Origin of the sequence: Lujinxingia vulgaris, assembly GCF_007997005.1 — a bacterium.
GTDB lineage: Bacteria > Myxococcota_A > Bradymonadia > Bradymonadales > Bradymonadaceae > Lujinxingia.
On the sequence record NZ_VOSL01000031.1, the window covers coordinates 16818 to 29395 of the forward strand.

Sequence of the window (12578 nt, forward strand, 5' to 3'; positions counted from 1 at the left end):
CGAAGTTGAGTGTTTATGCGGGTGAGCGGGCGATTTCGTGGTCCTGCGCGATGTGAAGAGCGCCGGGGTAGCGCAGTTGTGATGGTCATGTGCTAACCGATTGGTACCAGGCTTCGAAACCGTATTGCTCGACGAGCGCGCGCTGCACCAGCGCGGTGGGAATGAGACGCATGCCGAGGTTGCGGATGCCCCTGGCCAGGGGGTTCTTCCACTGGGCGATGCGGCCGGTGTCAAAGGAGCGTTTTACAAAAAGGTTGGCGCGCGCGATGCGCTGGCGCTCGTAGAGGCGCAGGGCCTGCTCAATGTTCGGGGTAGTTTGAAGGGCGCGGCCCAGCACCACGGCGCTCTCGACGGCCTGGCAGCCGCCCTGACCAAAATTAAACATCATGGGGTGGGCGGCGTCGCCCAGGAGGGTGACGCGGCCTCGGCCCCAGGTTGGGATCGGGGGGCGGTCGAGACAGTCGGTGGCGATGATGTCGGCGGGGGAGGTGGCGTGCAGGAGCTCTTCGACCGGAGCGGCCCAGCCTTCAAACATGGCTAAGAGGTGCTCAAGGGCGGGGTCTTTGGCCGGGGAGTTCTGGGGGGCTTCGGCCACGGCGAACCAGTACACTTTGTCGGTGGCGATGGGCACCAGGCCAAAGCGTTTGCCGGCGCCCCACATCTCGGTGGTGGCGAGGCCTTTGGAGGGCATTGTGGCGACGCCGCGCCAGGAGGTGTAGCCGTCGTAGCGCAGGGGTTCGTCGCCCAAAAGCGAGCGGCGCACCACCGAGTGCAGGCCGTCGCAGCCGATGAGGGCGGTAAAAGACGTTTGAGTGCCGTCTTCAAAGGTGATGTGGACGGCGTCGTCGCGCTGCTCGATGTGCGTTGCGCTGGCGTTGAATACGAGCACGTCTTGAAGCCCCTCGGCCAGGGCATGGATGAGAGCGCGGCGGTGGATGGCCACACCGGGCCAGGCGATCTTCTGGCCGAGCGAGCCGAAGTCGAGCGATTGTAAGGGGGAGCCCTTCCAGGTGGTGATCTGCGCTCGATCGATGGTGTGGCCCTTGTCGTGCACGCGTTCGGCCAGCCCCAGGCTTGCCAGGGCCTCCATGGCGTTGGCCTGCATGGTGATGCCTGCGCCCAGGGCGCGAAGTTGCGGGGCGCGCTCGAAGACGCGCACGTTGATGCCGGCCTTTAATAGGGCGTGGGCGGCGGTGAGCCCGCCGATTCCGGCGCCGATGATGGCGACTTCTTTCATGGTTTTCTCCTGCAGAAGTGGACGCCTCGCTACTGTGGGGATTATCGGGGAGGTGTGGTGGGGTGGGTACTCGCATTTCTGAAGGAGGATGAGCATGGTCGAGCATGATGAGACGCAGCCGCGCAAGGAGCCTGTTCAGGAGCGCTCACGCGCGCTGGTGGAGGCGCTGATCGAGGCGACGGCTCGCATTCTGCAAGAAGATGGCATCGAGGCGCTGACGACCAATCGGGTGGCGGAGGTGGCGGGCACGAGCATCGGGTCGCTCTACCAGTATTTTCCCAACAAGGAGGCGTTGCTGGCGGCGCTCGTGGAGCGGGAGCTTGCGCGGGATATGGAGCTTGTGCGGGCAGTGGTTGCCGGCGGTCGCGGGATGACGCTGCGCGAAGTTATGGCGCAGGTCTGCGAGCGTCTCGTGGCGCAGAACCGGCGCCGCGGTGAGCTTCACCGGGTGATACTTCCGCGGATCGATGAGGTGCATCGCGGGGAGCTTGTGCAGCGGGAGCGGGAGGGGCTGGGGGCGTATTTTCGAGCGCTGGTGGAGGCGCATCGCGACGAGCTTCCGGCGAGGCTTCGGGAGGGGGAGGGGGCAGCGCGGCGTCGGGAGTGCGCGATGTTTGTGGCGATGAGTGCCATGGAGCAGGCGCTTAATGCCATCAAGGTCGATGCGCCGCAGATGCTGGAGCAGCCGGAGCTTGGGGAGTTGCTGCTGCGGATCTTTGAGGCGGTGATGTTGCAGGAGTAGGGAGGTGAGAGGGGCGTGTGGGTGGGGTGGTGAACAGGCGCAGAGGCGCATGAATAAAGGGGGATGTTCGACTCCCGGTCGTGCACGCGTGAGATGACGTGAACGACCGGGGGTCGCGCAAGGTTCTTTGTTTATGCGGGTGATCGGCTGTTGGACAGCGTCGAGTTTTCCGCGGGGAGAAGGGCGGTGAGCAAAAAAGCCGACCCTGGTCGGGGTCGGCTTCTTTATAAGCGTGTTTCGAGCGGAGCACCACGCGCTGTAAACCCGCGAGCGCATGGTGGTGCTTACTCAGTAGGCGGTCTGAAGCTCAGAGCAGCAATTGGACTCGGTGCAGCTTGTCGCGGCGTCTTCGTCTTCAAGTTCGCTGCAGCCGGCGTCTTCTTCGCAGGTGGTCAGGGCTGCGGCGGCGTCGCGGCAGGCCTGGTCGACTCCGCAGCTGTCCAGGCAGTCCAGGGTGCAGGAGTCGCAGGCGGCCGGGTTGAGACCACCGGCGCACTCTTCGTCTTCCATCACGCAGTTGAAGCTGCAGGTGGCCATGCACTCGGCGGAGGGGCAGCAGACGCCGTCGCCGCTCTCGCAGTACTCGTAGCCCTGGCAGGCGTTGGGCTGGTCGTCGTTATCGTCGGGATCGTCGTCGGAGTTGTCGTTGGTGTCGTCGGCGGGCGGGCAGTTGAGGGTGCCGCTCATCGCGTAGACGGCCACGTCGAAGTTGCCGGAGAGGGTGCGGTTGGGGCCTTCGTTCTCATCTTCCAGCGAGACGCTCTGGAAGGAGCCGACGACCTTGTCGCCCATGGCGGTGGGGCAGCTGGTGAGCTTGATGGTGCCCTGGCCGTGGCTGTTGAGGGCCTGGCCTGCCAGCGGGTCGAGCAGGGTGACGAAGGTTCCCTCGGGGGGCGCGGCCACGCTGAAGTCGCCGGTGGCGTAGGTGTTTTGCGCGGTGTCGATGACTGCGCTGATGGCCACGCCGCTGGCGTCCTGCATCAAGATGGTGATGACGCCACCGGCGATTGAAGCGCCCCAACTCTCCTCGGAGGTCTCGTCGTTGGCGAGTGAGCCGGAGTAGTTTGTGGAGGCTCCGTCACCGCTGAGCTCCACATCGAAGGTGCTGCTGGTGTTGTTGCCACGATCGGGGTCGACGTTGGAGTCGGCGGGGTCGTCGTCTTCGCCGCAGGCGGTCAGGCTCAGGCTGGCGGCGAGTCCGAAGGCCAGCAGGGTGGTGGTGCGTTTGCGGTCATTCATCCAGGTCATTGAATCTCTCCATTCATCGGTGTTTGAGGTCTGCCGATGGCTCATCGTGGTGCGAGGAGCACGTCGGCGTGTGAAGCTCGTTTGAGCTTCATCTCGCAATGCGTCGTACGGAGTCGGCAGGGCTCCCGGGTGCGCCCCGGCCGGCTCGTGGCGAAGTACGATGAGGGGGGCGCAGAGATTCAAAGACGAGGCGCCATCGTCCGGATTTTTGGGGGTGGAGGGTGGGGGGGACGGTGTTTTTGAACGGGTCGACGAGGGCGACCGAGAGATGGACGAGGTCGCGTATTCATGCGGGGGATCCGACAATCACGGTGTCGCGATGAGGTTTTCGGGGGAGCTCTCGACTCCGATGATGGAGATGTCGGGCGATGACCATCTCTCGGTCAGGCTGTTATCGGGAAACGTGCCCGATCGCATGTGAGCGATCGAGAGATGGACGAAAAATGTGACCGACCGAGAGATGGACGAGGTCGAGTATTGATGCGGTGGATCCGTAAATCTGGACGAAAAATGTGACCGACCGAGAGATGGACGAGTCCGAGTATTGGTGCGGGGGATCCGTAAATCGGGGTGTCGCTATGAGGAGCCACGGGGCCTGGTGTCTCGAGAGAACGAGATGTGGATGTCGTCAGGTCTGACCGCAGGTCATCTTTCACCTTCGGCGTATCAGCGACGTCGTCGTCGGACCGACTTGCGCTTCGATATTTGCGCTGTCGATGGTTCGTCAGATTGACCCGGTGACGGAGTTTTTGGCCCGTTTTTGAGCGACCAAGAGGTGGTCTCGCGGACTGACCGAGAGATGGACCAGGCGCAGTCAGTACGGGCCTGAGCGCGACTTTTCTGTCGATGAAGTTCCCGGTGGCGGACGCCACTTTCGTGCCTTCTCGAAGCAACAAAATGCACGTGGCAGGCAACATCAATGCTCAACGCGCGATAACAACTTCAGGCAGGCCTCATCATCCTTCACCTGGAGACACCCACATGACACGTCCTCGACGCCATATTGCAGGTCAGGTCGTTGCGATCAGCCGTCGTTGTCATAGCCGATGCTTTTTGATGCGTCCCGATGACACAATCGACGCCATCGTGGCGTACGCGTTCGCGATGGCGGCGCAGAGCTATGGCATTGAGATTCACGCGCTGGTGGTGATGTCCAACCACATTCACGTCATCATCACCGATGTGAAGGCGCGCCGTAGTGAGTTCATGCGCGATGCCATGAGCAATATCGCCAAGGCTCGGAATCGGGATCTGGACCGCTCCGATAGCTTCTGGGAAGGCAAGGAGTACTCGGAGACGGTGCTCCTGGATCGGGACGCCGAGGAGCGCAAACTTCTCTACACCTGGCTTAACCCGCCTCAGGCCGATCTGGTGGGTCGGGTCAAGGAGTGGCCCGGGTATATGATTCTGCCAGACGACTGGGATAAAACGATCAAAGTTCCCAAGCCCAATGTTTATTTTGGTCCCAAAACACCGGATGAGGTCGAGTTCACACCCCGGCGACCACCGGGCTATGAGGATATGTCGGTGGAAGAGCTTCAGGCCTACTTCTGGGAGCTGATTGAGGAGGGGGAAGCGAGGCTGATTGAGGAGCGGCGGCGCGAGAAGAGGCGTGTGCTGGGGGTAAAGCGCGTGCTGGCCACCGATCCGTTTAGCCGGCCCGGTTCGCGCGCGCGTCGTTCGAGCGTTCGGCCGCGTTTTGCCTCCAGAAACGCCGCCTTGCTGGTGGCGGCGATTGCGACGTATCGGGGGTTTCTTGCTGACTATGATCGTCAGCGAGAGCGCTGGCTGAAGGGCAACAAGCGCGTCGAGTTTCCCTGTGGCACCGTCTGGCTGCGTCGCAACTCGCCGGTGAAGTGCCGGGATCCCGAGGCGCCAGAGGCGGGGATGGCCTCGATGATGTGTGTCCGAACGACGGAGCGATGCCCGGATGCAGAGTCGCCTGACGTGGGGGGGATCTCAGCGATGTAGCCGCGCGATGTCGCGGAGCCGTGCAGGGTGGCGAGCTGTATAGACGGGGGGAGCTTTGCGTCGCGGGGGACTGCGTGTGGCGTCGAGCTCTGCTCGATGCCCCGGGCTTTGCGGGTATGAGGCGGAATCATGGTCCTGGTGACGGGGCTCTGGGAGCGTGCAGGGCCGTGAATGGCGGGCCATAGATACAATCTGGCGGGGATTGGACGAGGACCTGCGACGAAGGCGCCTCGAATCGTTGAGATGGGTCCAGGTCAGGGTGGAGGATGGGAAGGGGAGGATGGCTGAATCGCCCGTAAACAGTGGTTTTCGTCTGCCTTTCGGTCAGATGTATGTCCGCCTCTCGGTCGGTTGAAAGCCGCTCAGATACTGGCGAGGGCCCGCTTTAGAGGGCAGTTCTCCGGGGTATCGAGTCCCTTGCGGTAGGTGTTGAGCAGGGCTTTGGAGCGTTGAGCGAGCTCCCGGCGTACCTCGCGACGTTTTCCTTTAACGCGAGCGATCTTCATGTCGTCGTAGGCGGTGGTCTGGTGACGCATCCAGGCGATGGTTGCTGCGGACGCGCGCTCCTCAATGGGGATGCGTCTGGTGCGGGCGACGGTGCCGCTTCCCACCGGGGTGGCGTGAGCTGCGATAGCGGCCGCCATCGTCTTTGCGAGGTCGCGGTAGCGGCTGTGGAAGTCGAGGAAGTCGAAGACCGCGGCCTCAAAATCCTCGGCGTATTCTTCGTGTTTTTTGGCGCGACGTGCGCGGTCGGCGGCCAGGCGGCGCTGGTAGGCAGGGGAGGCCTGCTCGGCCTCGCGGCGCTTCGTCTCGCGTTCAATGATCTCGGCCGGTGCCCAGACACCGTGGGAGAAGGTCTTGCGTCCTTTTTTCTCCTGGACGGTCCAGGAGGGGCCGGCGGCTTTGACACGGCGCGTGAGGGTGGCGTCGCCCGGCTTTAGTAGCGCCCAGCCCTCGGGGGGGCGAGTTTTGGTGCCGTCTTCAAGGCGGACCATGTCGTAGGGGAAGGTCGGTGAGACAATTCGATTTTGTTCGGTCATGGCAGCAGATGGGCGAGGGAAGACGAATGCGGTCAACTGGGGTATAACGTCGAATCGTCGCAGAAACAAAGGGTGATGTTCGTCTCTCGGGCGGAATGTAGCGGACGAATTGTGGCAGGGCGCTGCGTCGTAGGTTCTGGCAATACCCGGGCGCTCTTTGCCTCTCAGACGGCGTGGGTTCGAGAATTGGTGGGAACTATGAGGTCCGGATCGCCGCGTAGATCGGAGGCGATGTCCGTCTCTCGGTCGGGTGTGTGAAGGATGTTCGTGGAACTGAGCGAGGAGGCGCCTGTTTGTGCGGAGCATTCAGCTCCGTGTGGTTACCTGTTTGTGCGGAGCATTCTGCTCCGTGCGGTTATCAGGCGGGCAGCCTCGAAGGTGGATGTGGCGAAATGCCGCGTAAATAAAGGGGGACGTCCGCCTCTCGGTCGGATGTTGGGGATGAGGTGAACGTGACCGAGAGATGGACGAAGTCGGCCAGAGGTGCGGGGATGGGCCGTTTGTATGAGGTCAGTCTTCGAGCCCTTCGGGAATGGTGGAGGTGAGCAGGAAACGGGTGAGGGCCTGGCGCAGGATGCGCTCTTCGATCAGCCCCAGGCCGATGAGGTTCTGGCGGGCCATCGGGTCGTCTTTGAGGTTGTAGAGCTCCTCGGTGCGGCCGGTCAGGTCCATGATGAACTGGTAGTCGCCCCGGATCACCGCTCGAGTGTGGCGACGGGGGCGCGAGTAGGAGTTCTCCTGGAAGACCATACGCTGGTCGTCGGGAGGCGCGCCGACCAGGGTGGGGAGCTGACTGACCATGGTACGACCCTCGGGGATGGGGATCTCGGCCAGGTCGAGCATCGTGGGGTAGAGGTCGTTGAGAGCAACCGGCTCCTGGTAGCGGGCGGGCTCGATGTGGGGGCCGTGCATCAGCAGGGGGACCTGGGTGACCGCCCGGTAGAGGTTTCGGGCATGAGGATCGGGGCCGTGCTCGCCGAACGCTTCGCCGTGGTCGGCGCCGAAGAAGGTGTAGATCGGACGCTTCTGACCAAGCTCCTGGATGAGGTCGAGGATCGGGGCCATCTGCGCGTCGGTGTAGCGAAGCTCCTCATCGTAATGGTCCACGGGCTCCTCGCCCCAATCCACATCGGGGTGGTCGAAGTAGGGGGTGTGCGGGTCGTAGTAGTGCAGCCAGATAAAGAAGGGATCCTCCTGACCGGCGAGGCGTCGCAGCGCCTTCTTTCCTTCGCGGGTGACGTGGGGGGCCAGGCGATGTTTGCGCTTGCCGCAGACGTTATCGAAGCGCTCAAAGCCGCGGCGGATCGTCCAGCGAGGGCTGTCGAAGACCGTGGCGCAGAGGATCGCCTCGGCGTTGTAGCCTTCGTCGACGAGCACCTCGGTGAGCAGTGGCTCGGAAGGGGCGATGAGCGGGGGGAAGCGATGCGCCTCGGAGAGGTCGACCTGAAAGGGGGTCTTCCCGCTGTAAAGGGACCAGAAACTCGGGCCGGTGCCGGAGTCCTGGCTAAACGCACGGGTAAAGACCGCGCTCTTGTTCGCAAACGCATCGAGGTTGGGTGAGGTGGGGCGCTCGCCACCGAGAAATCCCAGGCGCTCGGCGCGCACCGAGTCCCAGGTGATGAGCACGAAGGAGGGGCGTTGCGGAAGTTGGGGGGGCTCCACCTCGGGGACGACCTCGCGGGAGGTGGGACGGTCGAACTCAGGGTCGAGGCAGGTCTCGATGTGCGCGCGCAACTCCTCTTGGGTGAGCAGGCCGGGCACCGGGCAGTCACCTCCCAGAAAGAGGCGGTCGAGCATCAGGTAGCGCTGGGAGAGGTCGAGGGCAAAGCGCGAGGTCTCGGCGTGAAAGACGAGCATGCGCCGCGTCTCCGGGTGCTGGCTGGCGAGCCCGGCGACGGGCAGCGCGATAAGGGGCGCAGCCAGGGCCAGGGCGCCCGCAAGCCGGCCTGGCGAGCGTCGACGCAATGCGAAGGCGATCAGCGGATGAAGGAGCAGGCTCAGGCCGATCAGGGCGATGGTGGGGCCTTCGATGGCCATCAGCGTGTGGCGCAGGCTCCAGGAGGCCGCCAGGGCCACGCCCAGCCCGGCGAGGAGGGTGGCGATACTGATGTAGGCGGTGTTGACGAGGCGGCCGGCTGCGGGCCAGCGCGTGAGCGTCGCGAGGAGGAGGCGTCGCAGCGCGGCCGCTCCCACGCCCAGCCCGGCCGCAACCAGGAGCTGCGCGACCAGGGAGGCTGTGGCGATGAGCAGCGGGCCGTTTCGGTGTTCGATGAGGGTGGCGTTGATGCCGACGGAGGACGCCGCAAAGAGAGGCAGCGCCACAAGTGTGCTCAGCAGCGTGGCGGCGCGTCGGTGATCAGCGGCCGTGGCGCGCTCGCGCCAGAGGCGCCCCATCAGGCGACTCGCACGCTCCAGGAGCCCCGTGGCGGTAGGGCGACCTGTGGCGGCCCAGAGCGTTGCGGCGGAGAGCGGTGCCCACAGCCCGGCGCCGATGCTCCAGAGGGCGGTGGCCGAGATAAAGGTCAACAGCGCCGCGCTCATTGATGGGGCGGACGCGCTGATGAGGGTGAGCGCCGCGTCCAGGGTCGCGCCGAGAGCGCCGGCGGTCAGGGCGCCGATGCTCCAGAGGGTCAGATCTCGCCAGAACGTGGGAGGGGAAGGGGACATCGATCGGTGCGTTGAAGGAGAGCCAGGGAGATACCGCGGCGCGGCGTCACGGATATTATCCATAGCGCGCTTCACCCTTCGATTGAAGTGTGCCGCACGCACTCAGAACGCCGCTGGCGGTGTCGCTTCGTCCTCGCAGTAGCGCTGCCTGCCGCACGCACGCAGAACGCCGCTGGCAGTGTTGCCTCCTCCTCGCAGTAGCGCTGCCTGCCGCACGCACGCAGAACGCCGCTGGCAGTGTCGCCTCGTCCTCGCAGTAGCGTTGCTTGCCGCACGCCCTCAGAACGCCGCTGGCTGTGTCGCCTCGTCCTCGCAGTAGCGTTGCTACGGCTTCGTCCTCGCTCCTTGCCATCGCCGCCCTGAGCGCCTGCGGGTTCGGGGGTGTGCGGGTGAAATTTCACAGCGTTTTCGGGCGGTATGAAGCCGACCGAGAGATAGACGAAGGTCAATGACGATGCGGGGGATCGCAAGATGATGAGCGAGAGCATCAACGGACCGAGAGGGGGACGACGTTCGGGGGTGTTCGGGTGAGTTTATGCGGCGATTTCAGGCGGTATGAAACCGACCGAGAGATAGACGAAGGTCAATGACGATGCGGGGGATCGCAAGATGATGAGCGAGAGCATCGACGGGCCGAGAGGCGGACGACGTTCGAGGGTGTTCGGGTGAGTTTATGCGGCGATTTCGGGCGGTATGAAAGCGACCGAGAGATAGACGACGGTCAATGGTGATGCGGGGGATCGCAAGGTGATGGGCGAGAGCACGCACGGACCGAGAGGCGAATGAAGTTCGGGGGGGGCGCGGGTGAATCTACGCGGCGATTTCAGGCGGTATGAAACCGACCGAGAGATAGACGAAGGTCAATGACGATGCGGGGGATCACAAGATGATGAGCGAGATCATCACCGGATCGAGAGGTAGACGAAGTTCAATGTTTATGCGGCCGACCACCGCGCGTGGAGCCTCGGTGGCGCGCCAGACGAAGCGGCTCGCGGGGCGAATGGAGCACTGACCTTCCGGTGAGGGCGGGGCGCGGTGCATCCGTGGTCCACTGCAGCGCCGCGCGGGAAGCGGGGGCGGCCAGGGGAGACGCGATCGGCAGATCAAGCGCCCGGCGATGGCGATGCGTGGATGCGGGGATGCGACGCGTTGCGTCAAAAAATGGGGCCTGCCGGCGCAGGCTGGCATCGATGCTGCAAGTTGTCGGACCTGCAGACCACAACTGGCCCCGGGGCCACCCTGAGGGCGACGTGACGCACCCTGATGTCGCGACGCCTGGCCCCATCAATGAATTGATATGGAGGATGAGATGATGAAGATGTTGAGTACAAAAATGAGCCTGGCGATGCTGGTGGGGGCGCTCGCGCTCGGCGGTGCGCTGGGTTGCCCCAGCGAAGAGACCACCATTCACCCTGAGCCCGATATCGGGGAGATCGACGGTGGTGACGAAGACGTGGAGCCCGACGCAGAGGAGGATGTGGGCCCCGATGTTGAGCCGGACGCCGATGGCGGCGATCCGATTGAGACCTCGGCGTTGCCGCTCAGGGTGCAGGTGCTCGATGAGGCCGGCCTGCCGGTGGAGGGCGCGCGGGTCACCTACGAGGGCGACGAGCACCTCACCGACAGCGCGGGGCGCGTCGAGATCTCGCCGGCCGACGGGGCTGAGTCGATGATCGTGCAGGTGGAGGCCGAGGGCTATGCGCCCTCCAGCGCGGAGCGCCCGGTGGTGGAAGCGGCCGAGGGGCAGACGATGAGCGCGCTGGTGCGTCTTCTGGAGCTCGGTGAGCCGCTGAGTTTCGATGCCGAGGCGGAGGCTAACCTGGATATCGGCGGGCTGAAGATCCGTCTTCCGGCCAACGCTTTTGTCGATGGCGAGGGCAGCCCGGTTACGGGACAGGCGCAGGTGACGGTGGCGGGCATCGACCCGACCAGCGGCGACCTTCGGATGATGCCCGGGCCGCTTCGCGGGGTGGAGGAGGCCGGCGATGAGGTTGAACTTCTCAGCGTGTATATGGCCGACATCTCCTTCTGGCAGGATGGCGAGAAGTTGCAGCTGGCCGAAGGGGTGCAGGCGCAGGTGACCTACCCGCTGGCGCCGGCGCTCTCGGGCTATGCCCAGGGCGACCTGATTCCCTACTGGAGCTTCGATCTGGAGCGGGCCCGCTGGATCGAAGAGGGCGAATGCGAGGTCGTAGCCGCGGCCGACGGTGAGACTGCAGGTGAGGTCTTCTGTGGGGAGACCAGCCACTTCAGCTGGTGGAATGTCGACAAGCCTTTTGACACGCGCAACTGCGTGGAAGTCACCGTCATTGACTCCCAGACCGGCGAGCCGGTGCCCGGGGTCTCGGTGACCGGTGAGGGCGTGGACTTTCAGGGGGTTGCCATGTCCTTTGGCGCCACCGACGCCGATGGTCTGACCTGCCTGGACTTCATGCGCGAAGGCACCCTGGAGCTGAGCACCTTCCACGCGTATTACTACTCGCAGGCCGATGGGCCCCTGACGGTCGTGGGAACCGATGAGGCCGCCAGCTGCAACAGCGATGAGGGCGGCGAGTGCCTGCAGATCACCATTGAGCTGAGCAGTGAGACGGCGTGCCTTAACGGTTCGCTCATCGATGAAGATGAGCAGCCGGTCGAAGGGGCGCCCATCTACGGGGTGTTTGAGACGGCCTCGGGTCCCGGGTCGGTGATGACCACCTCGGGGTCGGATGGTGCGTATTGCCTGAAGATGCCGCTTGTGGAAGATCTGCAACTCTCCTCGGTGTTTGAGGGCGCGGTGGCGCAGGGAAGCGTGAGCTTCGATTCGGCCTCGCTTGTGGAGGCCACCTGCGGCGGCGATGGCTGCCTTGAGGCCGATGACCTGATTCTGGAGAACGAGCCGATGACCTGCGTGAGCGGCCTGGCGCAGAGCTACACGATCGATGGTGAGATCCCGCGTGCCGGTCTGCCGGTCTACATCTTCGCCGGTGAGGTGCAGCGGAGCTGCCAGCCGGGTGAAGGTCCCGAGACATGGGGTCAGATTCTGGCTCAGGGCGTGACCGACGGCAGCGGCGGTTTTGCGCTCGATATGCCGCTTGGCGTCTCCCAGCAGATCACGGTGAGCATCGGCGAGTGCCACTCCACCTACGGGCAGGAATGTCTGGGCTTTGGCTACTCGCCAGGGGGCAATATCCTCTTCGATGTCGAAGGCATTGAGACGACGGTTGCCGAAGGTGGCTGCCAGGAGCTCGGAGAATTCTCGATCGCGCCGATGTGCTTTGACGAGTAAGCCGCGACCCGACTGAAACGCGGCGCTGATACTGTTGCGCGTTTCGACGGACCACGAAAAGCCCCCGAGCGATCGGGGGCTTTTCGTGGTTTTGGGGACTTTGCGAAGCCGTCTTTTACCGACCGAGAGATAGACGAAGTCGTGTGATTATGCGGGTAAGCGCCGATCGTAAGCGCCGACCGAGAGATAGACGAAGTCGTGTGATTATGCGGGTAAGCGCCGACCGAGCGTGCCGCCCGCCTCAGGACGACGCTTGCGGCGTCGACCGGGGTTCGCGGTAGCGCTGCTACCGCTTCACCGCCGGCCTCCTTGCCATCGCCGGCCCTGAGTGCGTGCGGGTTGGGGGGCTCGCGTCAGGCAGTCCACATCATCGCCATGAACCGACCGAGAGATAGACGAAGTCGA

Annotated in this window: 7 protein-coding genes; 3 read left to right on the forward strand and 4 right to left on the reverse strand. The window is 64.1% G+C overall.

What is annotated here, in order from left to right; translation table 11 throughout:
• Positions 1–85: 85 nt before the first annotated feature.
• Positions 86–1237 carry an FAD-dependent monooxygenase gene (locus FRC96_RS06715; RefSeq protein WP_230469952.1) on the reverse strand — a complete coding sequence of 384 codons (1152 nt, stop codon included), beginning with the start codon at positions 1235–1237 and terminating at the stop codon, positions 86–88.
• Positions 1238–1331: 94 nt separating this feature from the next.
• On the opposite strand from FRC96_RS06715, the gene FRC96_RS22630 reads away from it, so the two are divergent.
• Positions 1332–1979 carry a TetR/AcrR family transcriptional regulator gene (locus tag FRC96_RS22630; protein WP_283808891.1) on the forward strand — a complete coding sequence of 216 codons (648 nt, stop codon included), beginning with the start codon at positions 1332–1334 and terminating at the stop codon, positions 1977–1979.
• A 288-nt stretch (positions 1980–2267) separates the two neighbouring features.
• Here the strand turns inward: FRC96_RS22630 and FRC96_RS06725 are convergent, their stop codons facing one another.
• Positions 2268–3227: a hypothetical protein gene (locus FRC96_RS06725; protein ID WP_146973738.1), complete on the reverse strand. Its 960-nt coding sequence runs from the start codon at positions 3225–3227 to the stop codon at positions 2268–2270.
• Positions 3228–4280: 1053 nt separating this feature from the next.
• On the opposite strand from FRC96_RS06725, the gene FRC96_RS06730 reads away from it, so the two are divergent.
• Positions 4281–5198: a transposase gene (locus FRC96_RS06730; RefSeq protein ID WP_146973739.1), complete on the forward strand. Its 918-nt coding sequence runs from the start codon at positions 4281–4283 to the stop codon at positions 5196–5198.
• A 362-nt stretch (positions 5199–5560) separates the two neighbouring features.
• On the opposite strand, the gene FRC96_RS06735 is transcribed toward FRC96_RS06730, so the two are convergent.
• On the reverse strand, positions 5561–6238 hold the full coding sequence (locus tag FRC96_RS06735; RefSeq protein WP_146973740.1) for a DUF2293 domain-containing protein: 678 nt from the start codon (positions 6236–6238) through the stop codon (positions 5561–5563).
• Between the two features lie 510 nt (positions 6239–6748).
• A complete protein-coding gene (locus tag FRC96_RS06740; protein WP_230469953.1) occupies positions 6749–8905 on the reverse strand; it encodes a sulfatase in 2157 nt (718 codons plus the stop codon).
• 1309 nt (positions 8906–10214) lie between these two features.
• Between FRC96_RS06740 and FRC96_RS06745 the strand changes: the two genes are divergently transcribed.
• Positions 10215–12173: a carboxypeptidase-like regulatory domain-containing protein gene (locus tag FRC96_RS06745; protein WP_146973742.1), complete on the forward strand. Its 1959-nt coding sequence runs from the start codon at positions 10215–10217 to the stop codon at positions 12171–12173.
• Positions 12174–12578: the final 405 nt, after the last annotated feature.